The sequence below is a fragment of the Streptomyces akebiae genome (assembly GCF_019599145.1).
Classification (GTDB): domain Bacteria; phylum Actinomycetota; class Actinomycetes; order Streptomycetales; family Streptomycetaceae; genus Streptomyces; species Streptomyces akebiae.
In genome coordinates, this window is record NZ_CP080647.1 from 2,885,267 (window position 1) to 2,908,538 (window position 23,272).

The 23,272-nt window shown below is 70.9% G+C and carries 21 protein-coding genes and 1 pseudogene; 4 read left to right on the forward strand and 18 right to left on the reverse strand.

Annotation, left to right across the window (positions count from 1 at the left end):
- Positions 1–193: 193 nt before the first annotated feature.
- From truB to rimP, 7 genes are all read right to left on the reverse strand, one after another.
- The gene (gene truB / locus K1J60_RS12260) at positions 194–1,108 is read right to left on the reverse strand and encodes a tRNA pseudouridine(55) synthase TruB (RefSeq protein WP_220646263.1); all 915 of its coding nucleotides are present in this window, start codon (positions 1,106–1,108) and stop codon (positions 194–196) included.
- A complete protein-coding gene (gene rbfA, locus K1J60_RS12265; protein WP_045561382.1) occupies positions 1,105–1,569 on the reverse strand; it encodes a 30S ribosome-binding factor RbfA in 465 nt (154 codons plus the stop codon). Before rbfA ends, truB begins: the two co-directional genes overlap by 4 nt.
- A 63-nt stretch (positions 1,570–1,632) precedes the next feature.
- Positions 1,633–1,926: a DUF503 domain-containing protein gene (locus K1J60_RS12270; RefSeq protein WP_086762067.1), complete on the reverse strand. Its 294-nt coding sequence runs from the start codon at positions 1,924–1,926 to the stop codon at positions 1,633–1,635.
- A gap of 238 nt (positions 1,927–2,164) precedes the next feature.
- Positions 2,165–5,257, reverse strand: coding sequence for a translation initiation factor IF-2 (infB, locus tag K1J60_RS12275; RefSeq protein WP_220646264.1), 3,093 nt, complete (start codon positions 5,255–5,257; stop codon positions 2,165–2,167).
- A gap of 147 nt (positions 5,258–5,404) precedes the next feature.
- Entirely contained in the window at positions 5,405–5,701 is a 297-nt protein-coding gene (locus tag K1J60_RS12280; protein ID WP_220646265.1) for a YlxR family protein, read from the reverse strand.
- Positions 5,702–5,826: 125 nt separating this feature from the next.
- Positions 5,827–6,813 carry a transcription termination factor NusA gene (gene nusA / locus K1J60_RS12285; RefSeq protein ID WP_220646266.1) on the reverse strand — a complete coding sequence of 329 codons (987 nt, stop codon included), beginning with the start codon at positions 6,811–6,813 and terminating at the stop codon, positions 5,827–5,829.
- Positions 6,814–6,815: 2 nt separating this feature from the next.
- On the reverse strand, positions 6,816–7,325 hold the full coding sequence (rimP, locus tag K1J60_RS12290; RefSeq protein WP_220646267.1) for a ribosome maturation factor RimP: 510 nt from the start codon (positions 7,323–7,325) through the stop codon (positions 6,816–6,818).
- Positions 7,326–7,601: 276 nt separating this feature from the next.
- Between rimP and K1J60_RS12295 the strand changes: the two genes are divergently transcribed.
- From K1J60_RS12295 to K1J60_RS12310, 4 genes are all read left to right on the forward strand, one after another.
- Positions 7,602–8,147, forward strand: a complete 546-nt coding sequence (locus K1J60_RS12295; protein ID WP_259407694.1) for a hypothetical protein — start codon at positions 7,602–7,604, stop codon at positions 8,145–8,147.
- Positions 8,144–8,599: a ferritin-like domain-containing protein gene (locus K1J60_RS12300; protein WP_220646268.1), complete on the forward strand. Its 456-nt coding sequence runs from the start codon at positions 8,144–8,146 to the stop codon at positions 8,597–8,599. Before K1J60_RS12295 ends, K1J60_RS12300 begins: the two co-directional genes overlap by 4 nt.
- Before the next feature lie 28 nt (positions 8,600–8,627).
- Positions 8,628–9,560 (forward strand): aminoglycoside phosphotransferase family protein, encoded by a 933-nt coding sequence (locus tag K1J60_RS12305; protein WP_220646269.1) that lies wholly within the window; start codon positions 8,628–8,630, stop codon positions 9,558–9,560.
- A gap of 63 nt (positions 9,561–9,623) precedes the next feature.
- Positions 9,624–10,517: an IS982 family transposase gene (locus tag K1J60_RS12310; RefSeq protein ID WP_220646270.1), complete on the forward strand. Its 894-nt coding sequence runs from the start codon at positions 9,624–9,626 to the stop codon at positions 10,515–10,517.
- A gap of 151 nt (positions 10,518–10,668) precedes the next feature.
- Here K1J60_RS12310 and K1J60_RS12315 read toward each other — a convergent pair whose 3' ends face one another.
- The 11 genes and pseudogenes from K1J60_RS12315 to K1J60_RS12365 all read right to left on the reverse strand — a co-directional run bounded on the left by K1J60_RS12315 (position 10,669) and on the right by K1J60_RS12365 (position 23,128).
- Positions 10,669–10,827: a hypothetical protein gene (locus K1J60_RS12315; protein ID WP_259407695.1), complete on the reverse strand. Its 159-nt coding sequence runs from the start codon at positions 10,825–10,827 to the stop codon at positions 10,669–10,671.
- Positions 10,824–11,816 carry an FAD:protein FMN transferase gene (locus K1J60_RS12320; protein ID WP_220646271.1) on the reverse strand — a complete coding sequence of 331 codons (993 nt, stop codon included), beginning with the start codon at positions 11,814–11,816 and terminating at the stop codon, positions 10,824–10,826. Before K1J60_RS12320 ends, K1J60_RS12315 begins: the two co-directional genes overlap by 4 nt.
- Positions 11,816–12,166, reverse strand: coding sequence for a hypothetical protein (locus K1J60_RS12325; RefSeq protein WP_220646272.1), 351 nt, complete (start codon positions 12,164–12,166; stop codon positions 11,816–11,818). Before K1J60_RS12325 ends, K1J60_RS12320 begins: the two co-directional genes overlap by 1 nt.
- Positions 12,167–12,286: 120 nt before the next feature.
- A complete protein-coding gene (locus K1J60_RS12330; RefSeq protein ID WP_220646273.1) occupies positions 12,287–13,993 on the reverse strand; it encodes a proline--tRNA ligase in 1,707 nt (568 codons plus the stop codon).
- A 149-nt stretch (positions 13,994–14,142) separates the two neighbouring features.
- Positions 14,143–14,658: pseudogene (locus tag K1J60_RS12335) on the reverse strand (GNAT family N-acetyltransferase); the annotation flags it as partial.
- A gap of 121 nt (positions 14,659–14,779) precedes the next feature.
- Positions 14,780–15,634: a GNAT family N-acetyltransferase gene (locus K1J60_RS12340; RefSeq protein ID WP_220646274.1), complete on the reverse strand. Its 855-nt coding sequence runs from the start codon at positions 15,632–15,634 to the stop codon at positions 14,780–14,782.
- Positions 15,635–15,867: 233 nt separating this feature from the next.
- The gene (gene ispG, locus K1J60_RS12345) at positions 15,868–17,025 is read right to left on the reverse strand and encodes a flavodoxin-dependent (E)-4-hydroxy-3-methylbut-2-enyl-diphosphate synthase (RefSeq protein WP_033526996.1); all 1,158 of its coding nucleotides are present in this window, start codon (positions 17,023–17,025) and stop codon (positions 15,868–15,870) included.
- Positions 17,026–17,183: 158 nt separating this feature from the next.
- Entirely contained in the window at positions 17,184–18,488 is a 1,305-nt protein-coding gene (locus K1J60_RS12350; protein ID WP_220646275.1) for a M50 family metallopeptidase, read from the reverse strand.
- Positions 18,485–19,759, reverse strand: a complete 1,275-nt coding sequence (gene dxr, locus K1J60_RS12355) for a 1-deoxy-D-xylulose-5-phosphate reductoisomerase (protein ID WP_220646276.1) — start codon at positions 19,757–19,759, stop codon at positions 18,485–18,487. Before dxr ends, K1J60_RS12350 begins: the two co-directional genes overlap by 4 nt.
- Positions 19,760–20,159: 400 nt before the next feature.
- Entirely contained in the window at positions 20,160–22,100 is a 1,941-nt protein-coding gene (locus K1J60_RS12360) for an acyl-CoA dehydrogenase family protein (RefSeq protein WP_220646277.1), read from the reverse strand.
- Positions 22,101–22,318: 218 nt separating this feature from the next.
- Complete coding sequence (locus tag K1J60_RS12365; RefSeq protein WP_220646278.1) at positions 22,319–23,128, reverse strand: GH12 family glycosyl hydrolase domain-containing protein; 810 nt, start codon at positions 23,126–23,128, stop codon at positions 22,319–22,321.
- Positions 23,129–23,272: the final 144 nt, after the last annotated feature.

Here is a 23,272-nt window from a genome sequence, read left to right on the forward strand (position 1 = left end):
GGTGGGGGAACCGAGGGGGGACCGTGGAGCGGCGGGAACAGCGACCCCGTGAGACCGCCGCTCCACGCTCCACCGGGTCGAGCCGTGTCGGGCCGGGTGCCCCTGCGGCACCGTCCGGGCCAGGGGCTGAGCCCCCGAGCCCCCTAGCCCTCGCCTGACAACGCGGGTTGGTGCTGCGGTGCCCGCCTCGGGGTCAGCCGAAGACGGCCAGGCTCTTCGCCTTGCCCTTCTGGCTTTCGACCAGGGCCAGGAAGCGACCCGTGGGGTCGAAGACGGCCGTGGCGCCCCGGTCCGCGTACTCCTCGGGCATGTCCAGGCGGACCCCGTTCAGCAGGAGCCGGGCGCGCCTGTCGTCCACGTCCCAGCGGGGGAACGCGGCCGCGGCGGCTTCGGCGACCGGCATGACGGTCAGCTCCTGCTGGAGCTGGTCGAGAGTCCGCGCGGAGTCCAGCTTGTACGGGCCGACGCGGGTCCGGCGCAGCGCGGTGAGATGGCCACCGACGCCCAGTCCCGCACCCAGATCGCGGGCGAGGGCACGGATGTAGGTCCCGGAGGAGCACACCACCGACACCACCAGGTCGACAACGGGGGTGCCGTCCTCGGCGACGGCCTGGCGGACGTCGTACACGGCGAAGGAGGAGATGGTGACGGGCCGGGCGGGAATCTCGAAGTCCTCACCGTCGCGGGCCCGCTTGTACGACCGCACGCCGTCGATCTTGATGGCGCTGACCTTGGACGGCACCTGCATGATCCGTCCGGTCAGCTCGGCCACACCGGCGTCGACGGCTTCGCGGGTGACCTTCGACGCGTCGACCGACGCCGTGATCTCGCCCTCGGCGTCGTCGGTGACCGTCGTCTGCCCGAGCCGGACGGTGCCGAGGTACTCCTTCTCCGTGAGCGCGAGGTGACCGAGCAGCTTGGTCGCCTTCTCCACCCCCAGGACGAGCACTCCGGTGGCCATGGGGTCGAGCGTCCCCGCGTGTCCGACCCGTCGGGTCCGGGCGATGCCGCGCATCTTGGCGACGACATCGTGCGAAGTGAAGCCCGACGGCTTGTCGACGATGACAAGGCCGTCGGGCGTGGTGTTCTTCTGGCGCTGCTGGGTCATTCGGCGGCGGCATCCTCGTCGGCGTCGTCCTCGGCGTCGTCGCCCGGCTTGCGGTAGGGGTCGGCCTCACCGGCGTACTTGGCCCCCGAGGCGCTCTCGCGCACCGCGGCGTCGGAGGCCCGCGCCTTGTCGAGGAGGTCGTCGATGGTCTTGGCGGTGTCCGGGAGGGCGTCGGCCACGAAGGTGAGGGTCGGCGTGAACTTCACACCGGCGGCACGGCCGACCTCGGAACGGAGGATGCCCTTGGCGCTCTCCAGCCCCGCGGCGGCGGCCGCCCGCTCCTCGTCGTCCCCGTACACCGTGTAGAAGACGGTCGCCTCCCGCAGGTCCCCGGTCACCCGGGTGTCCGTGATGGTGACGTGTGAGCCGAGCCGCGGGTCCTTGATCCCGCGCAGCAGCTTCTGGGCCACCACCTCTCGGATGAGGTCCGCCAGCCTCTTGGCACGCGCGTTGTCGGCCACTGGTCCGTCTCCTAGCTCGTTCTGCGTAACTACTGCTTCTTCAACTGTCCCCGCGCCGCCGGATCAGTCGTCGTCGCCGTGCAGGCGCCGCCGTACCGACAGCAGTTCCACCTCGGGGCGCCCGGCGACCAGCCGCTCGCACCGGTCCAGTACGTCGGTCAGGTGCCCCGTGTCGCCGGAGACCACCGCCAGGCCGATCACGGCCCTGCGGTGCAGATCCATATGGTCGACCTCCGCCACGCTCACCGCGAACCTGCGGTGCAGCTCGGCCACGATCGGGCGGACGACGGAGCGCTTCTCCTTCAGCGACCGTACGTCGCCGAGGAGGAGATCGAAGGACAGAGTCCCCACGTACATGTGTGTATCCGGTTCACCCGCCGGTACGGGATCGATGGCCCGCCCGTAGCCGGGCGGGAACATCAGAACCGTACATCGGCCTGGCGCTGCGACTCGACGCAATATCGGCGCCTGGGGCCCGGGACCCTTCTCCCAGGCACGGGGAACCGCGCGAAGGAGGTCCGGGGGCGAAGACCCCAGGAACGACCACACCGGCCGAGGGCGCCCATGGCACCCCCGGCCGGCGTGAACCACCGTCCTACGACCGCGGCTTCTCGCGCATCTCGTACGTCGCGATGACGTCGTCGACCTTGATGTCGTTGAAGTTTCCGAGGTTGATACCACCCTCGAAGCCTTCGCGGATCTCGGTGACGTCGTCCTTGAAGCGACGCAGACCCTCGATGTTGAGGTTCTCCGCGATGACCTTGCCGTCGCGGAGGAGGCGGGCCTTGGTGTTCCGCTTGACCTCGCCGGAGCGGATGAGAACACCCGCGATGTTGCCCAGCTTGGACGACTTGAAGACCTCGCGGATCTCCGCCGTACCGAGCTCGACCTCTTCGTACTCCGGCTTGAGCATGCCCTTGAGGGCCGCCTCGATCTCCTCGATCGCCTGGTAGATGACCGAGTAGTAGCGGACGTCCACACCCTCGCGCTCGGCCATCTGCTGCGCACGCCCGGCGGCGCGCACGTTGAAGCCGATCACGATGGCGTCGGAGCCCATCGCCAGGTCGATGTCGGACTCCGTGACCGCACCGACGCCGCGGTGCAGGACGCGGATGTCGACCTCTTCGCCGACGTCCAGCTGGAGCAGGGAGGACTCCAGGGCCTCGACGGAACCAGAAGCGTCACCCTTGATGATGAGGTTGAGCTGCTGGACCTCGCCGGCCTTGAGCACCTTGTCCAGGTCCTCGAGCGAGACGCGGCGCGTGCGCTTGGCGAACGCGGCGTTGCGCTCACGGGCGGCGCGCTTCTCGGCGATCTGACGGGCCGTACGGTCCTCGTCGACGACGATGAAGTTGTCGCCCGCACCCGGGACGTTGGTGAGACCGAGGACCTGCACCGGCGTCGCCGGGCCTGCCTCGAGCACGTTGTTGCCGTTGTCGTCGTGCATGGCACGGACACGGCCGTACGCGTCACCGACCACCATCGTGTCGCCGACCCGCAGCGTGCCTCGCTGGACGAGGACCGTCGCCACGGCACCGCGGCCGCGGTCGAGGCGGGACTCGATGGAAATACCCTGCGCGTCCTGCTTCGGGTTGGCCCGCAGGTCGAGCGAGGCGTCGGCGGTCAGGATGACCGCTTCGAGCAGCGAGTCGATGTGCAGACCCTGCTTGGCGGAGATGTCGACGAACATCGTGTCGCCGCCGTACTCCTCGGCCACCAGGCCGTACTCGGTCAGCTGACCGCGCACCTTGGTCGGGTCGGCGCCCTCGACGTCGATCTTGTTGACCGCGACGACGATCGGGACCTCGGCCGCCTTGGCGTGGTTGAGCGCCTCGACCGTCTGCGGCATGACGCCGTCGTTGGCCGCGACGACCAGGATTGCGATGTCGGTCGACTTGGCACCACGGGCACGCATGGCGGTGAACGCCTCGTGACCCGGGGTGTCGATGAAGGTGATCTTGCGATCCTCTTCGTTGACCTCGGTCGTGACCTGGTAGGCACCGATGTGCTGGGTGATGCCGCCGGCCTCGCCCGCGATGACGTTCGTCTTGCGGATGGCGTCGAGCAGTCGGGTCTTACCGTGGTCGACGTGACCCATGACGGTGACGACCGGCGGGCGGACGACCAGGTCGTCCTCGTCGCCCTCGTCCTCGCCGAACTCCAGGTCGAAGGACTCGAGCAGCTCGCGGTCCTCCTCCTCGGGGCTGACGATCTGGACCGTGTAGTTCATCTCGCCGGCGAGGACCTCGAGGGTCGCGTCGGAGACGGACTGCGTGGCCGTGACCATCTCGCCGAGGTTCATCATGACCGCGACGAGGGAGGCGGGGTTGGCGCCGATCTTCTCGGCGAAGTCGGTGAGCGACGCACCGCGCGACAGGCGAATGGTCTCGCCGTTGCCGCGAGGCAGCATCACGCCGCCGACCGACGGGGCCTGCATGGCCTCGTACTCCTGGCGCCTCTGCCGCTTCGACTTGCGACCGCGACGCGCGGGACCGCCGGGACGACCGAAGGCGCCCTGCGTGCCACCACGGGCACCCGGACCACCGGGACGGCCACCGAAGCCGGGACGGCCACCGCCGCCGGCACCCGGACCACCGGGACGACCGGCGAAACCGCCACCGGCACCGGGAGCACCCGGACGACCGGCGAAACCGCCACCGCCGCCACCCGGACGACCGGCGAAACCGCCGCCACCGGGACGACCGCCGCCGCCACCGCCGGGACGACCGCCGCCACCGGGACCGCGGCCACCGGGACCACCGCCGCCGGGACGCGGGCCGGCAGCCGGACGCTGCGGCATCATGCCGGGGTTCGGACGGGGGCCGCCGGGGCCACCGCCGGGACGGGGACCGCCGCCCTGCGGACGAGGCATGCCGCCCGGGGTCGGACGGGCGCCGCCCGGAGCCTGCGGACGGGGACCGCCGCCGGCACCCTGCGGACGCGGCGCCTGACCGGGAGCCGCGGGACGCGGACCGCCCTGGGCGCCGCCGGGGCCGCCCTGGCCGCCGGGACGCGGGGCACCGCCGGGACGGGGGCCCTGCGGGCGCCCCATGCCGGTGGAGCCACCGGAGGTGAAGGGGTTGTTACCGGGACGCGGACCCGCAGGACGGGCACCGCCCGGCTTGGGCGCACCGGCGCCGGGACGCTGACCGCCGGGGCGCGCGGACTGGCCGCCACGCTCCTGGCCGGGACCGCCCGGACGCTGCTGCTGGCCACTGGGACGCGGCGCACCCGGACCGGGACGGGCGCCCGGACGCGGGGTGGACGGGGCGGCCGGAGCCGACGGGGGCGCCTGGAACTCGGGCACGCTCGGGGCCGGGGAGGCCGGAGCGGGCTTCGGCGTCGGCGGCTTGGGACCGGGCGTCGGACGCGGACCCGGGGCCGGGGCGGCTGCGGGCCGCTCGGCGACGGGCGGCTTCGGCGCGGCCGGACCGGGACGAGGCGCGGCCGGACGTGCGGCCTGCGCGGGGGACGGGGCCGCCGGACGGGCCGGGGCGGCCTTGCGCGGGGCGGGCTTGCCGCCGCCGCTGCCCTGCTGGAGGGCGTCAGTCAGTTTGCGTACAACGGGGGCCTCGATCGTCGAGGACGCCGAACGGACGAATTCACCGAGCTCCTGGAGCTTGGCCATGACGACCTTGCTCTCAACCCCGAACTCCTTGGCGAGTTCGTATACCCGGACCTTAGCCACTTCGCTCCTTTTTAGGTCCGGGTGCGTCCGGACCGTCGCTACTTCATGGGCGTACTCATCGCGTGCTCATCGAGTGCTCATCGCAATCTCGACCTACTTCCAACTCGCGGGGTACCAGGGCCGCACGGAGGCTCCGTGCGACACGTCTTACGGTGTTGCCTGCTCGGCAACTGTTGTCTGCTCCACGTATCGGCGCAACGCCTTTGTGTCGAGCGCTCCCGGGGCACGCAGCGCCCGCGTGAACGCCCGGCGGCGTAGCCCCAAGTCGAGACAGACCTGAACGGGGTGTACGTACGCACCCCGGCCGGGCAGCGTACCGCGAGGATCGGGGACGCATTCGCCCTCGATCGCCACGACGCGCAGCAGTTCGGTCTTGGCCGATCGCTGCCTGCACCCCACACAGGTGCGTTCAGGGCATGCACGGGCACGCGTCCGGCCAGACACTGCTAAGTCTACCTCCCCGCGGCGACCTCACCCCTTTGGGGCAAGAATCGAACAGTTGCCGCGCATATAACTGACGTGATCTAAGCGACCTGCGGCTTGGATCTATTCCCCGGCTGCTCGGACACCTACTCGGACGGCTGCTCGGTGTCCGGTCGGATGTCGATCCGCCAGCCGGTGAGACGGGCGGCGAGGCGGGCGTTCTGGCCCTCCTTGCCGATCGCCAGCGACAGCTGGTAGTCGGGCACCGTCACCCGCGCGGAGCGGGCCGCGAGGTCCACGACGTCGACCTTGGAGACCCGGGCCGGGGAGAGCGCGTTCGCCACCATCTCCGCCGGGTCGTCCGACCAGTCGACGATGTCGATCTTCTCACCGTTCAGCTCGCCCATGACATTGCGCACCCGGCCGCCCATCGGGCCGATGCAGGCGCCCTTGGCGTTCAGACCGCTGCGGGTGGAGCGGACGGCGATCTTCGTACGGTGTCCGGCCTCACGCGCGATGGCGGCGATCTCGACGGACCCGTCGGCGATCTCCGGCACCTCGAGGGCGAAGAGCTTCTTCACCAGATTGGGGTGCGTGCGGGAGAGCGTCACGGAGGGGCCGCGCACGCCCTTCGCCACCCGTACGACGTACGACCTGAGTCGCATTCCGTGCTGGTAGGTCTCGCCGGGGACCTGCTCCTGCACGGGCAGGATGGCCTCCAGCTTGCCGATGTCCACGAGCACGTTCTTCGGGTCGCGGCCCTGCTGGACCACACCGGTGACGATGTCGCCCTCGCGCCCGGCGTACTCACCGAGGGTGGCATCGTCCTCGGCGTCCCGCAGTCGCTGCAGGATCACCTGTTTGGCGGTGGTGGCGGCGATGCGCCCGAAGTCCGACGGGGTGTCGTCGAACGCGCGCGGCTCCTGCCCCTCCTCCAGGTCCTCGGGATCCTCCTTCGCCCACACGGTCACATGGCCGGTCTCCCGGTTGAGCTCCACGCGCGCGTGGCGGCGGCTTCCCTCGGTGCGGTGGTAGGCGATGAGGAGGGCCGCCTCGATCGCCTCGACCAGCAGGTCGAAGGAGATCTCCTTCTCCCGCACCAAGCCCCTGAGGGCACTCATGTCGATGTCCACGGCTACGCCTCCTCCTCTTCCTTCATGTCCTTCTTGTCCTTGCGGTTGAACTCGACCTGGACGCGGGCCCTGTCGATCTCCGCGAAGGCGAGCCGGCGGGCGGTGGCCTTGCGGCCCTTCACTCCGGGCACTTCGAGGTCGAGGCCGTCGTCGTCCACGGTCAGGATTCTGGCGATCAGTTCCCCGTCCTCGCGGAGCGTGAACTTCACCAGCCGGTCCACGGCACGGCGGTAGTGACGGTGCTCGGTGAGGGCGCGCTCGGCGCCCGGCGTACCGACTTCCAGGGTGTACTCCGCCTGGCCCATCGCGTCCGTCTCGTCCAGCTTGGCCGAGACGGCGCGGCTGACGTCGGCGACGGTGTCCAGATCCGCGCCCTCGTCCGAGTCGACGACCACACGCAGCACCCGCTTGCGTCCGACCGAGTCCACTGCGATCTCTTCGAGATCCAGGCCCTGGGAGCGTACGAGCGGTTCCAGCAGTTCTCGCAGCCTCTCGCTCTGGGTGGTGCTCATCCGGGTGACTCCTCGGCCGCGTGTGCTGTTGTGGGTAGGGCGCGTGTCAGGTCAAAGGGTAGCCGCTCCGCTGGGGTGTTGCCGTCCATGTGGGGGCTGTGAGCGGGGGCGCCCATGGGGGCGCCTCATGGCTCGGGGGTGCTGGTATTCGCGCGGCTGCGGGTGCGCGGAGGCTCGCCGGGCGCTTCCCCGCGCCCCTAGCGAGACGCGGCACGTTTCACGGGTACCGTGATCGCACCGCTTCTTTGTTCGTACGACCCCCCGAGGACGTCTGCTGTGTCGTTCAGCCTGTCGTCGCGTGCCCTGTCGGGGCCGCGCAGAAGGAGTTTGCTCGTCGGGGCCGCCGGTGCCGGGCTGCTCGCGGGGTGCTCGTCCGGGGCTCCGGGGTCCGACGGCGGAGACGGTGCGTCGCAGGTGGAGCGGGCACGCGCGCGCGTGGCGCGGGACAGCGAGAGGCTCGTGGAGCGGTACGACCTCGTGATCGCCGCCCATCCGGATCTGGCCTCGCTACTGACGCCGCTGCGGGCGGAGGTCGTTCGGCACGCCAAGGCGTTCGGGGGCGGGAAGGGGGCCGGTGCGCGGGGGGCGAGCGCTTCCCCGTCCGGTTCGCCCTCCGCCTCCCCCTCCGCCTCGGCCTCGCCCTCCTCCGTGCCGGCGGACCCCGGGGCCGCCCTCACCGAACTGGCCGCCGCCGAGCGGAGACTCGCCGACAGCCGGGCCAAGGCGTTGCTGGGGGTGCCGGGTGAGCTGGCGCGGCTGATGGCGTCGGTGGCGGCGGCGGGTGCCGGGCACGCGTACGTGTTGACTGAGGGGGCGAAGTGAGCAGCGGGGAGCTGAAGGCGGTACAGGCGGCACTCGGGGCCGAGCACGCCGCCGTGTACGGCTACGGCGTCGTCGGGGGGAAGATCGGCGAGGCGCGGCAGCGCGAGGCCCGGGAGGCGTACGACGCGCACCGGGCCCGCCGGGACGAGCTCACCCGGGCCGTACGGGATCTGGGCGGCAAGCCCGCCGTGGCGGCCGCCGGGTACGCGTTGCCCTTCCAGGTGGCCGATTCCGAGTCCGCCGTGCGGCTCGCCGTGGAGCTGGAGGAGCGGGTGGCCGGCGTGTACTCCGATCTCGTGCGGGCCGCCGAGAGTGCCCGGCGCGCCGCCGCCGCCGAGGCGCTGCGGGAGGCGGCGGTGCGGGCGGTGCGGTGGCGGGGCGGAAGCGTAGCCTTCCCTGGTCTCGCCGAGCGGACGGCCGCCGCCGGCCCGTCGGCGACACCGCACACCTGATCACGCTCCGGAAGGGAACGACTCGCCCATGGCGCGCAAGGCTTTCGAGGACTTCGAACCGCCGCAGCGGCTGGTGCGAGCGCTCGCCGAGACCCGACGGCCGGACGGCGGTGACGGGATCGGCGCGTGGCTGGAAAGGCTCCCCGAGCTGGCCCGACAGGCCGTGGATCTACGCGAGTTGACCGTCGAACGGGTGCAGGCCCCGGGTGGCCGGAGCAGTCTGGTGCTCCTGGTGCGGCTCATCGACGGCACGCCTGCCGTGCTCAAGCTGGCCCCCGAGCGGGCCCGGCCGGAGAGCGAGCGGTCCGCGCTCGCGCACTGGGACGGGCGGGGCGCGGTCCAGCTGCTCAACCCCGGGGACAGTCATGGCGTGCTGCTGCTGGAGCGGCTCCATCCCGATCTGTCGGTGCGGTCGCTGCCCGAGGCGAAGGCGCTGCTGGAGGCCGCGGCGACCCTGCGACGGCTGTGGGTCGAGCCGCCTGAGGCTCATGTCTTCGAGACCGTGGCCGAGCGGACGGAGCGGCAGGCCGAGGCCATGCGGGCGGGCGCCGAGGCGGACGCCGAGGTGCGGGGGCTGGTCGACGCGGCTCTCGGGGTCCGTGCGGAGCTGCTGGATACCGCTCCCGAGGAGCGGTTGCTGCACGGGACGTTTCGCCAGAGCAAGGTACTGGCCGGGGAGCGGCTGCCGTGGCTGGCGGTGGGGCCGGACCCGGTGGTGGGCGAGTGCGCGTTCGATCTGGCCCGGCTGGTGCGGGACCGGGTGGAGGATCTGATCGCCTCACCCTCAGGGGCGGCGATCACCCGGCGGCGGGTGAAGAAGTTGGCCGAGTCGCTGGAGGTGGAGCAGGCCCGGTTGCGGGGGTGGACGCTGTTCCGGGCCGTGGAGTCGGGAGTTCGGGCTCGGCGGGTGGGGCGGCCCAGGGACGCGGAGCTGTTGCTTGAGTTCGCCGGGTGGCTCTAGACGAGTCATTCCGAATGCTGACGGTGCGTTCGGGAACGCAGACAGGGCGTCCAAGATCGATCTGTGACGAATGACCTGGACGCCCTGCTCACCGCACTGTACGTGAAGATCGACGACGAGATGGGAGACACCCGATGGCTGGGACGGCCGCCCCGGTTGACGGACTCCGAGCTCGTCTGCCTCGCCGTTGCCCAGGCGATGCTCGGCTTCGCCTCGGAGTCCAGGTGGCTGCGGTTCGTGGGCTCCCGCTTGGCTGCGATGTTCCCGTACGTACCGAAGCAGCCGGGCTGGAACAAGCGGCTGCGGGCCGCGCTGCCCCTGGTCAAACGAGCCATACGGCTCCTCGCGGCGGACACCGACTTCTGGTTCGACAACCACTGGATCATCGACTCCACCCCCGTCGAGTGCGGCCGTTCACGGCCCACGGTGAAGCGGTCGGACCTGGCCGGCTGGGCCGGATACGGATACTGCGCCAGTCACTCCCGATTCTTCTGGGGGCTGCGGCTGTACCTGGTGTGCACCCCAACCGGCATGCCGATCCTGTGGGCCCTGGCGAACCCAAAGCTGGACGAGCGCGAGGTGCTGACGGCAATGCTGGACCGCGAGCCGGACGCGGTCACCGACCGGCCCGGCCTGCTACTGATCGCGGACAAGGGCTTCGCCTCCAAAGAGTTCGAGGCGGACCTGGCGTTGCGCGGGGCAGAGTTGCTGCGGCCGTCGTTCAAGCGGGAGAAGCACCGCAAAGGCGAGTCCCTGCTGAAGTCGGTGCGGCAGCTGATCGAGTCGGTGAACGACACTCTCAAGGGCCAGCTCGACCTGGAGCAGCACGGCGGCCGGACCTTCGAGGGCGTCGCCGTCCGCGTCGCCCAGCGCGTCCTCGCACTGGCCGTGGCGATCTGGCACAACCACAAGACCGGACAGCCGGTCATGCGATCCCTGATCGCCTACGACCACTGATCACATCGGAATGACTCGTCTAGGGCGTGTTTCGGAAGTCCCTTCTGCTCTGCGACGCCCGCCGGAAGCGGGCCCGGGGGAAGCCGCGTGGGGTGCGGCTGGTCGCACGGTTTCCTCGTGCTCAGAAGGGCCCTACAGGCGCCCCTCGGTTTCAGGGCCGGCACCGGGCAGGCGGTCGCTGCAAGCGGGGCGGGCCGGGGATGCGGGCGCGGAGGCGTACGGCGATGCCGAGGAGGGCGACGACGGTGAAGAGGAGCAGACAGCCGGCGCCGGTGGCTCTGTCGGCGTACAGGAGGATCTCGTCGCTCATGCGGTGGGCTCCGCTGCCGGCGTGGGGTGCGTCGTCGGTGTCGAGGAGGGCCAGCCCGGGGTCGTGACGACCGTGCCCTCCTGGGTGACCAAACGGGCCGGGAGGCCGAGGCGGGAGAGCCAGCGGACCGCGCTCTCGCCCTTCACCAGGGCCGCCGTGGTGGCGGCGTCGGCGTCGGCGCACGTGGCGGCGGCGACCGAGACGGTGCGCCACGGGGTGGTGGCGGGTCGGCCCGTGCGGGGGTCGACGATGTGGTGGAGGGGGTGGTCGCCGCGGCGCGGGCGGCGGGCGGTGGTGCCGGACGTGGCGAGGCCGCCGCTGCGGATGCCGACCGTGGCGTAGGAGCCGTGCTCGGGCAGCCGGTCGACCGGGGCGATCTCGTCCTGGACGCGGATGCGCCAGCCACCGGCCGGCGGTTCGCCCGCCACGGCCGTGTCGCCGCCGAGGCTGACCAGGATGCCGCAGTCGGCCGTCCGGGCCAGCATCCGCGCCGCACTGTCGGCCGCCCAGGCCTTGGCGGTGGCGCTCAGGTCCAGGCTGACGCCGGGCGGAAGGGTCACGGTGTTCGTGACGCGGTCCAGGTCGACCAGGCTCCGGCCCGGCACGCGCCGCACCACCAGACGTACGGGACGGTCGTCCTCCTGGACCAGCGTGAAGTCCCGGTCGTAACCGAGGGCCTCCATCGCCGAGCCGACCGTGGGGTCCACCGCGCCGTCCGTGGCACGGGCGGCGCGCAGGGCCACCTGCAGGGCCTCGGCCAGCAGCGGGCTGACCCGCACGGGTCGGCCTTCGGCCCTGTTCAGCGCCGTCAGCTCCGAGTCCTCGCGGAAACGGCCGCACGCGGCGTCGACCTCGGCCAGGTGCCGGGCCAGCAGCAGATTGCAGGAGTCGAGCAGGGTCGGGTCCGTGGTGACCAGACGGACGCTCGTCCCGAGGGCGCGCCAGTCGGTGGCGGCCGTGGAGCGCGGGGTCGTCTTCGAAACGGTCATCACGACGCCCCCGAGGTCGAGTCCGCCGCGTCGTCGCCCGCGGCGGACGTCATGCCGTCGGAGGGCGACCGGAGGGCCGAGGAGGAGTCGCTCGAACTCTCCCTGGAGGAGGACGAGTCCGAGGACGTGTCCGTGCTGCCGCCGGTGTCGGTGTCGCCGGTCGTGGTCGACGACGTCGAACTCGTGCCACTGCCGCTGCCGCCGGCGGTGGTGTCCGCGGACGACTGCATCGTGCCGGTCAGCGCGAACACGCCGGCTGCCGCCGCGAGCGTCACCGCCGCCGCGGTGGCCGCCGTGCGCCGGGCGCCTCCGCGGATCCCCGCGACGGCACCTCGTCCCCAGGTCGTCATGACCGTTCCCCTCCGTAGTGACGTTCTGTCACGCCCTACGGTCGGGGAACGGTCTGAGAGAAACCTGTGAGGCGCCTATAGGCCTCAAAAGAAGTTTCTGAGTGTTTCCTCAGGCCATGGTCAGGCGGTGGTCAGACGGGCGATCGCCTCGTCGACCGTCAACTCCTCGCGCTCCCCGGTACGGCGGTCCTTCAGCTCCAGTACGCCCTCCGCGGAGCGGCGGCCGGCGACCAGGATCTTCGGTACGCCGATCAGTTCGGAGTCGGTGAACTTCACGCCCGGGGAGACACCCGCGCGGTCGTCGACCAGGACGCGGAGGCCGGCGGTCCGCAGCTTCTCGGAGACGTCGAGGGCCAGTTCGGTCTGCAGGGCCTTGCCCGCCGCGACGACGTGGACGTCGGCCGGGGCGACCTCGGCGGGCCAGCACAGACCCTTGTCGTCGGCGGACTGCTCGGCGAGGGCGGCGACCGCGCGGGAGACGCCGATGCCGTACGAGCCCATGGTGACGCGGACGGGCTTGCCGTTCTGGCCGAGGACGTCGAGCTTGAGGGCGTCGGCGTACTTGCGGCCGAGCTGGAAGATGTGGCCGATCTCGATGGCGCGGTCCAGCTTGAGTCCGGTGCCGCAGTTCGGGCAGGGGTCGCCCTCCTGGACCACCACGACGTCGACGTACGCGCCGACCTCGAAGTCCCGGCCCGCGACGACGTTCCTGGCGTGTGTGCCCGGCTTGTTGGCGCCGGTGATCCAGGCGGTGCCCGGGGCGACGCGCGGGTCGGCGATGTACGTGACCTTCTCGCCGAGGCCCTGGGGGCCGACATAGCCGCGGACCAGGTCGGGGCGGCCGGCGAAGTCCGCCTCGGTGACCATCTCGACGACCGCCGGGGCGAAGTGCGCCTCGACCTTGCCCATGTCGACCTCGCGGTCGCCGGGGACACCGACGGCGACGATCTCGCCGTCGACCTTGACGAGGAGGTTCTTCAGGGTGGCGGAGGCCTCGACGCCGAGGTACGCGGCGAGGGTCTCGATGGTCGGGGTGTCCGGGGTCGGGATCTCTTCCAGGGCGGGCACGTCGCCCGCGTCCACCGGCTGCAGCTCGAAGGTGATCGCCTCGGTGTTGGCCGCGAAGTCGCACGCCGGGCAGTCCGCGAAGGTGTCCTCGCCGGCGCCGGCCGGGGCGAGGAACTCCTCCGACTTCGAGCCGCCCATCGCGCCCGCCGTGGCGGCACAGATGCGGTAGTCGAGGCCCAGGCGCTCGAACACCTTCTGGTAGGCCTGGCGGTGCAGGGCGTACGACTGGGCCAGGCCCTCGTCCTCGGTGTCGAAGGAGTACGAGTCCTTCATCAGGAACTCACGGCCGCGCAGGATGCCGGCGCGGGGGCGGGCCTCGTCACGGAACTTGGTCTGGATCTGGTAGAGGATCACCGGCAGGTCCTTGTAGGAGGACGCCTGGTCCTTCACGATCAGCGTGAAGATCTCCTCGTGGGTGGGGCCGAGGAGGTAGTCGCCGCCCTTGCGGTCCTTCAGGCGGAACAGCTCCGGGCCGTACTCGTCCCAGCGGCCGGTCGCCTCGTACGGCTCCTTCGGCAGCAGCGCGGGGAGCAGCACCTCCTGGGCGCCGATCGCGTCCATCTCCTCGCGGACGATCCGCTCCACGTTGGCGAGGACCTTCTTGCCGAGCGGCAGCCAGGTCCACACGCCGGCCGCCGTGCGGCGGACGTAACCGGCGCGGACGAGGAGCTTGTGGCTGAGGACCTCGGCGTCCGCGGGGTCGTCGCGCAGCGTCTTCGCCATCAACTGGGACATGCGCTGGACCGGTACGTTCGCCATGGTTGTCGTACTCCTGCCGATGGTGGTCCCCCCGCTCGAGCGCAGCCGAGAGTGGGGGAGGGTGATGGCAGGAGGTTAGCCGGGGGGCGGGTGCCCGTGGAAATCCGGTGGTGGCGGTGGGGGGTGGCGGGTCGGCTACCTGCGGCGCAGGGGCAGGGGGCGCCCATCACCGCGTACGGCCTGGGGGCGCTGGGGAAGACGACCCGTCGGGCCAGGTCGATGTAGCCGAGGGAGTGGTAGAGGCCGCGGGCCGGGCTGTCGACGTCGATCGCGGAGAGGATCGAACGGGGTTCGACGGCGCTGTCGGTGATCGTGGTGATGAGGGCGCGGCCGACGCCGTGGTTCTGGTGGCGGGGGTGGACGTGCAGTTCGGTGATGACGAAGGAGTCGTCCAGCCAGTGGTCGTGGCCGAGGGAGCGGAGGTAGGGCTCGACGACGGTGGACCACCAGTGGGTGCGGTCGTTGGGCATGCCGTAGACGAAGCCGACGAGGCGGCCTCCGACCGTGGCGCCGAGTGCCCTCGCCCCCGGGTACGTCATGTGGCGGAGGACGATCTGGCGGCGGACCGCCACCTCGTCGGGGCCCAGGCCGAAGGCGACGGCTTGGACGGCCAGGGCCTCGTCCACGTGGGCGGAGAGGTCCAAGGGGCCGATGACAAGGTCCATGTCGCGGACTCTACAGGGGGGTTCGTGTGGTCTGTGGGGTGCGGGGAGTTTGTGGCCGATCACGCGGCTTCCCGTGCCCCTGTGGGGCGCGTTTCCCGCCCGGCGGGCCGACGGCGCGTGCTCAGAACAGCACGCTCATGAAGGCGCCCACCTCTTGGAAGCCCACGCGGTGGTAGGTGCGCCGCGCCGCCGTGTTGAAGTCGTTGACGTAGAGGCTGACCAAGGGGGCCACGTCGGCCAGTGCGTAACGCAGGACCGCTGCCATGCCGGGGGCGGCGAGGCCCTGGCCCCGGTATTCGGGGGCGACCCAGACGCCCTGGATCTGGCACGCCTGGGGCGTGGCGGCACCGATCTCGGCCTTGAAGACGACGCGGCCGTCGGCGTCGAGGCGGGCGAAGGAGCGGCCGGAGCCCACGAGTTCGGCGACCCGGGCCTGGTAGAGGAGGCCGCCGTCGCCGGCCAGCGGGGAGACGCCCACCTCCTCGGTGAACATCGCGACGCACGCCGGCATGATCGTTTCCATCTCGTCCTTGCGGATCCGGCGGACGTACGGGTCGGGCGTGACCTCGGCGGGGTCGGGCAGCCGGTCGGTGACCATGAGGGGCTGGCGCGAGCGGACCTCGCGGGCCGGGCCCCAGCTCGGTTCGAGGAGGCGCCAGAGCTGGGCGGTGGGTTCGGCGGGGCCGACGACCGAGGAGCAGCGGCGCCCGGCTCGGCGGGCGCGGTCGGCGAAGGCGCGCACGGCACGGGGGGTGGCGCAGATGGGGACGAGGTTGGCGCCGGCGTAGCACAGGGAGGTCAGTGCGCCGTCCTCGTACCAGCCCCACATCTCGCCGCCGAGCCGCCACGGGTCCAGCCCGGCGACCTGGACGCGGGAGGTCACGAAGGCGTTCGCGACGGGGTCTCGGTCCAGGACGGCGAGTGCGGCGTCCAGGTCACTCGGTTCGAGGACCCTGGTGGTGGTCTGGGTCAACACGTGCGGGGGCCTCACCCTGGGGTCTGCGCTGGTCTCCGCACGATACCCTGCCGGGCTGTGGCGGGGCGCCCTGCGGCTGCGCCGCGGTCGGGGCGCCTGGCAGCTCGGGGGCTGCCGCGCTCTGGCGGGTGCGGGTGCGTCGTGGCTTTCGCGTCACGCGGCGGGGCCCATGTCGAAACAGCCCCGCGCCCCTGGAGGACCGGCCTGCGGCCTTCCTCCAGGGGCAGCGGGTTTCAGCCCGCTACCGCCACCGTCGGCTCGCCGGAGGCGATGCCGTCCGCCTCCATCTGTTCGGCGATCTTCATCGCTTCCTCGATGAGGGTCTCCACGATCTTGGACTCGGGGACGGTCTTGATGACCTCGCCCTTGACGAAGATCTGGCCCTTGCCGTTGCCGGAGGCGACGCCGAGGTCGGCCTCGCGGGCCTCGCCCGGGCCGTTGACGACGCAGCCCATGACGGCCACGCGGAGGGGGACCTCCATGCCGGTGAGGCCGGCGGTGACTTCCTCGGCGAGCTTGTAGACGTCGACCTGGGCACGGCCGCAGGAGGGGCAGGAGACGATCTCCAGGCGGCGCGGCTTCAGGTTCAGCGACTCCAGGATCTGGTTGCCGACCTTGATCTCCTCGACCGGCGGGGCCGAGAGGGAGACGCGGATCGTGTCGCCGATGCCCTCGGAGAGGAGCGCGCCGAAGGCCACCGCGGACTTGATGGTGCCCTGGAAGGCGGGGCCCGCCTCGGTGACGCCGAGGTGGAGGGGGTAGTCGCACTGGGCGGCCAGCTGGCGGTAGGCGTTGACCATGACGACCGGGTCGTTGTGCTTGACCGAGATCTTGATGTCGCGGAAGCCGTGCTCCTCGAAGAGGGAGGCCTCCCAGAGGGCGGACTCGACGAGCGCCTCGGGGGTGGCCTTGCCGTACTTCTGGAGCAGGCGGCGGTCGAGGGAGCCGGCGTTGACGCCGATGCGGATCGGGGTGCCGTGGTCGCTCGCCGCCTTGGCGATCTCCTTGACCTTGTCGTCGAACTGCTTGATGTTGCCGGGGTTGACGCGGACGGCGGCGCAGCCGGCCTCGATCGCGGCGAAGACGTACTTCGGCTGGAAGTGGATGTCGGCGATGACCGGGATCTGCGACTTGCGGGCGATCACCGGGAGGGCGTCGGCGTCGTCCTGCGTGGGGCAGGCGACGCGGACGATCTGGCAGCCGGAGGCCGTCAGCTCGGCGATCTGCTGCAGCGTGGCGCCGATGTCCGACGTGCGGGTGGTGGTCATGGACTGGACCGACACCGGGGCGTCTCCACCGACGGCCACGGACCCTACCTGGATCTGGCGGCTCTTCCGGCGCTCGGCGAGCTTGGTCGGAACGGACGGCATGCCGAGAGAAATCGCAGTCATCTGCTGTGCAACCCCAAGTTGTGGATCAGGATCGGGTCCCGGTACGGGCGGGCTCCAGGCTTCGAGATTACGGCACAGGCAGGCTCCCGAGCACATCACCGTCCCGACGGCCGGGCTCCACCGCGTGAGTGTGCCCGGCCGTCGTGAACGTCGGGTGTCTAGGAGATGCGCACCGGGTTCACGAGGTCCGCGATCAGCACCAGGAGGGTGAAGCAGACGAAGATCCCGGCCACGACGTAGGCGACGGGCATCAGCTTCGCCACGTCGAACGGGCCGGGGTCGGGCCGGCGGAGCACCTTCGCCGCGTTCCGGCGCAGCGACTCCCACAGGGCGCCCGCGATGTGGCCGCCGTCGAGCGGCAGGAGCGGGAGCATGTTGAACAGGAAGAGGGAGAGGTTGAAGCCGGCCAGCAGGATGAGGAAGCTGGCGAGCTGCTGGGTGGCGGGGATGTCCATGGTGAAGATCTCGCCGCCGACGCGGGCCGCGCCGACCACGCCCATGGGAGAGTCCGCCTCGCGTTCGCCGTCGCCGAAGGTGGCGTCCCACAGGGCGGGGACCTTGGCGGGCAGGGAGAGCAGGGACTCGACGCCGTTCTCCATCATGTCGCCCATGCGGTCGACCGACTCTCCGAAGGAGAGCGGGACGATGCCGGAGGCGGGCGTGAAGCCGAACCAGCCGGCGGAGACGTACTTGTCCGCGACGTAGCCGCCGTTGCCGTCGGTCTTGCTGACCTGGTTCTTCACCAGGGTGGCGGTCAGGTCGAGCTCCTTGCCGTCGCGGTCGACGGTGACGGTGACCTGCTTGCCGGGGTTGGAGCGGATGTCGGACTGCAGGGCGGCCCAGTCGTCGACGGGCTCGCCGTTGAACGCGACGATCTTGTCGCCCGGCTTCAGGCCCGCGGCCTTGGCGGGGGCCTCCTCGTCGCCGGACCGGCACTTGGAGCGGTTCTCGCTGGCCTCGATGACGCAGTCCGAGACCTTGCTGACGGTGGTGGTCTGGGTCTGGGCGCCGAAGGTCATCATCACGCCGAGGAAGATCACGAAGGCCAGGATCAGGTTCATGAACGGGCCGGCGAACATCACGATGACGCGCTTCCAGGGCTTGCGCGTGTAGAAGAGGCGCTTCTCGTCGCCGGGCTGGAGCTCCTCGAAGGAGGCCGCACGGGCGTCCTCGATCATCACACGCCACGGGGAGGTCGAGCGGCTCTCGATCCGGCCGTCCTCGCCGGGCGGGATCATGCCGATCATGCGGATGTAGCCGCCGAGGGGGATCGCCTTGACGCCGTACTCGGTCTCGCCCTTCTTCTTCGACCAGAGGGTGGGACCGAAGCCCACCATGAACTGGGGCACGCGGACGCCGAAGAGCTTGGCGGTCGAGAAGTGGCCCAGCTCGTGCCACGCGATCGAGAACGCCAGGCCGATCACGAAGACCACTATGCCGAGGATGAACATCAGGGTCGTCATGCACGGGCCTCCGCGGTCGTCCGCTCGGTGGGTTTGCCTGTCGAGGTGGTCAGTTCACGGGCTCTGGCGCGCGCCCAGGTCTCCGCTTCGAGGACGTCCGCCACGGTCAGGGAAGTTCCCGCCCGCGGCGTGCCGTGCTCCTCGACGACCCGCGTGACGGTCTCCATGATCGCGTCGAACCGGAGACCGCCGTGCAGGAACGCGTCGACGCACTCCTCGTTCGCCGCATTGAACACCGCCGGGGCGGTGCCCGCGAGTTCCCCCACGTGTCGGGCGAGCCCGACCGACGGGAACGCGTCGGTGTCGAGAGGGAAGAACTCCCAGGTGGACGCCTTGGTCCAGTCGAAGGCGGGCGCCGCGTCGGGGACGCGCTGCGGCCAGCCGAGGCCGATGGCGATGGGCCCGCGCATGTCGGGGGGCGTCGCCTGGGCCATCGTCGATCCGTCCGTGAACTCAACCATCGAGTGGACATACGACTGGGGGTGCACGACGACCTCAATGCGGTCGAAGGGAATGTCGTAGAGGAGGTGCGCCTCGATGACCTCCAGGCCCTTGTTGACGAGGGTCGCGGAGTTCACGGTGATGACCGGGCCCATGGCCCAGGTGGGGTGCGCGAGCGCGTCGGCGGGCGTCACGTCGGCCAGCTCCGCCTTCGTACGGCCGCGGAAGGGACCCCCGGAGGCGGTGACGACGAGCTTGCGCACATCGGCGCGGGTGCCGGAGGCGAGGGCCTGGAAGAGGGCGGCGTGCTCGGAGTCGACCGGGATGATCTGGCCCGGCTTCGCCACCGCCTTCACCAGCGGGCCGCCGACGATGAGCGACTCCTTGTTGGCGAGCGCGAGGGTACGGCCCGCCTCCAGGGCGGCGAGGGTCGGGGCGAGGCCGATGGAGCCGGTGATGCCGTTGAGGACGGTGTGGCAGTCGGAGGCGGCGAGGTGGGTGGCGGCGTCCGGGCCGGCGAGGATCTCGGGCAGCGACTCCCCGGCGCCGTACGCCGTGGCCAGGGCCTCGCGCAGGGCAGGTACGACGTCCTCGCGGGCGACGGCGACCGTCCGCACCCGCAGGCGGTGCGCCTGCTCGGCCAGCAGCTCCACCCTCCCTCCGGCCGCGGAGAGCCCGGTGACACGGAAGCGGTCCGGGTTGCGCAGGACGAGGTCGATGGCCTGGGTGCCGATCGAGCCGGTCGATCCGAGGATCACTACGTCCCGTACGCCGTCGACCGGGTCGTAGACGAGATGCGGATCGGCGAGAGGGGCTGGACTGTCGCTCATCCCCCCATTGTGGCCGCATCCGCTGTCCGTCAGGACCGCGCGTCCCCCTGATGACCCGCTTCGTGCCGTCTGTGATTGACGGGGCTGTTTCTCCATGGGTGAAGCACGCGTGAAGAAGGGGTTATATGAATTCCGGCCCGTTGATCCGGTTCAAGAACACGAGTTCGTCGGCGATCTCGCTGAAGGGCTGGGTGCTGAAGGACCTCGACGACCACAAGTACACGGACACGAGCGCGACCGAGTTTCAGAACCGCAAGGCCTGTGTGTGGAACGACACGAGCGACACGGCGACGTTGTCCCAGGGCGGGTGCGGGGCGGTGGGGGCTGGTCGCGCAGTTCCCGCGCCCCTGAAGACGGCCCTGCGGGCCGATCTTCATGAGGCGCGGGGTGACGTGTCAGGTCACTGGACGCGGCGGTGGACGTTCTCCTTCTCGCTCTCGCCCGGTGCCGCGTCCGCGATCCACGGGCCCTCGCCCGAGGGGTCGATCACGCCCTGCTCCAGCCATGCGTAGGCGCCGCCGAGGACACCCTTGACCACCTTGTGGTCGATGTCGTCGGTGTTGGTCCACAGGCGGCCGAAGAGTTCCTCGACGCGGATGCGGGACTGGCGGCAGAAGGTGTCGGCCAGTTGGTAGGCCTCGCGGCCGTGGTCGGTCGTGGTGCGCAGCAGTTCGGCGCGGACGACGGCCGCGCTCATCGCGAAGAGTTCGGCGCCGATGTCGACGATCCGGCCCAGGAAGCCCTGTTTGGTCTCCATCCGGCCCTGCCAGCGGGACATGGCGTAGAAGGTGGAGCGGGCCAGCTTGCGGGCGTTGCGCTCGACGTAGCGCAGGTGGGTCGCGAGGTCGGGGTGCCCCGCTGGGTGGAAGTCGCCGTAGGTGCGCGGGAGTTGGCCCGGTCCGGCGACCAGTTTGGGCAGCCACTTGGCGTAGAAGACGCCCGCGTTCGCGCCCGCCTTCGCCTTGTCGGTCAGGGACTTCTCCGGGTCGATGAGGTCGCCGGCCACGGTGAGGTGGGCGTCCACGGCCTCACGGGCGATCAGCAGGTGCATGATCTCCGTGGAGCCTTCGAAGATCCGGTTGATGCGCAGGTCGCGCAGGATCTGCTCGGCGGGGACGGCCCGTTCGCCGCGGGCCCGGAGGGAGTCGGCGGTCTCGAAGCCCCGGCCGCCGCGGATCTGGACCAGCTCGTCGGCGATCTTCCAGCCCATCTCGGAGGCGAAGAGCTTCGCGAGGGCGCCCTCGATGCGGATGTCGTTGCGGTCCTCGTCGGCCATCTGGGACGAGAGGTCCAGCACCGCTTCCAGGGCGAAGGTGGTCGCCGCGATGAAGGAGATCTTCTGACCGACCGCCTCGTGATGCGCGACCGGCTTGCCCCACTGCTCACGGGCGGTGGACCACTCGCGGGCGATCTTGAGGCACCACTTGCCGGCGGCCACGCAGGACGCGGGCAGGGAGAGACGGCCCGTGTTGAGAGTGGTCAGCGCGATCTTCAGGCCCGCGCCCTCGGGGCCGATGCGGTTCGCGGCGGGGACCCGCACCTGGTGGAAGCGGGTGACGCCGTTCTCGATGCCGCGCAGGCCCATGAAGGCGTTGCGGTTCTCGACGGTGACGCCGGGCGAGTCGGTCTCCACGACGAAGGCGGTGATGCCGCCCTTGTGGCCCTCCGACCTGGGCACGCGTGCCATGACGACCAGGAGGTCGGCGACCACGCCGTTGGTGGTCCAGAGCTTCACGCCGTCGAGGACGTAGTCGTCGCCGTCCGGCACCGCCGAGGTGGCCAGTCGGGCGGGGTCGGAGCCGACGTCGGGTTCGGTGAGGAGGAAGGCGCTGATGTCGGTACGGGCGCAGCGCGGGAGGAACTTCTCCTTCTGCTCGGGGGTGCCGAACAGTTTCAGCGGCTGCGGTACGCCGATCGACTGATGCGCCGAGAGCAGCACGCCGATGGCCGGGCTGGCCGAGCCGACCAGGGCCAGGGCCTTGTTGTAGTACACCTGGGTGAGGCCGAGACCGCCGTACTTGGGGTCGATCTTCATACCGAGGGCGCCGAGTTCCTTGAGGCCGTTGATCACCTCGTCGGGGATCCGGGCCTCGCGCTCGATCAGGGCCCCGTCGACCTTCGTCTCGCAGAAGGCGCGGAGCTTGTTCAGGAACTGCTCGCCGCGCCGTACGGCCTCGTCGGTGGGGAGCGGGTGGGGGTGGATGAGGTCGAGGCGGAACCGGCCCAGGAACAGTTCCTTGGCGAAGCTGGGCTTGCGCCAGGCCTGCTCGCGGGCGGCCTCCGCCACCTGGCGGGCCTCACGTTCGGTGACGACGGGCTTCTTGAGGGGTGGGGCGGACATGAGGCTCACCTCGCCGCGAATCGGGATCTTGTACCGGATGGGTACCTGATTGGTTACCAATGGGTGCTACTCGATCGTTGGTACCCGATCCGGAGTGCCCCCGCCACCCCTCGCGTGCGCGATCGGCTCTCTTCCGCCCCCTCCCGCGCCCCGTCCGCCCCCTCCCGCACTCTTCGGAAGCCGAGCGCCCAGCCGCCCACCTCCCCACCGCTCGGCGCTCAGCCGATGTTCACCGAGTACGCCTTCGTGTCGAGGCGCCCCGTGCCCTTGAAGACCTCGGTGCCCGCCTCGATGCCGGAGACGTACTTGTCGTTGCTCAGCAGCTTGCGGCGGACCAGGGCCTGGGTGAAGTCGTCCAGGTTCAGGGTCGCCTTGGTGGTGTTGGCGCGGCGGACGAAGGAGAACACCTTCCAGCCGATGTCACCGGTGTAGATGTCCCACATGGCTCCGCCGAGGCTGACGCTCCCGTACTTGGTGCCGAGCGGGCCCGCTCCGCCCTGTCGGTTGAGCCAGATCATGACCTCGTCGGTGGGCTGGTCCTGCCAGTCGGCGGTGTCCTTGGAGTGCAGCCACAGGTCGTAGGCGACGTTCATGGTGCCGGGGTTCGAGCTGACCGAGAACTCCCAGCCGGTCCGCACCGGCTTGCGGTCACCGACCCGGACGGGCAGCTGGGTGGCCGCCTTGTCGGTCTTCCAGCCCCAGTGCCAGCCGAGCACGCTGCTCGCGTACGACTTGACGTCGTGGTCCTTGCCCGTGGCGCTGTTGGCCAGGCTGTAGCTGGTGCCCCACGAGATGGTCGAGCCCGATCGGGAGTTGTCCCAGACGCACTGGGTGCCGGTGGCCTTCTCGCGGTTCCAGACGTTGTTGTTCACGTAGTACTTGCCGAGCGTGATCGTGTCGAAGTCCGTGCACTTCTTGGCCTCCTCCCCCGCCATCGCCACGGTCACGGAGGCCCCGACGGCGAGTGCGGTGACGACGGCCGCGCCGATCTTGGCGGTTCGGGTCAGGCGGGGGCGACGGTGCTGCATGCGGTTCCTTCCGGGGGCGGTGCGTACGGGTCCTGGTCGCCGCCGCCCCCTCCCGAAGTTGCCGTCGGTCCTAAACTGGAAATGTCAGGGGCGCCCGGAAGGGCGCGGGGAACTGCGCGAGAAGCCCCCACGGACCCGCAGCCG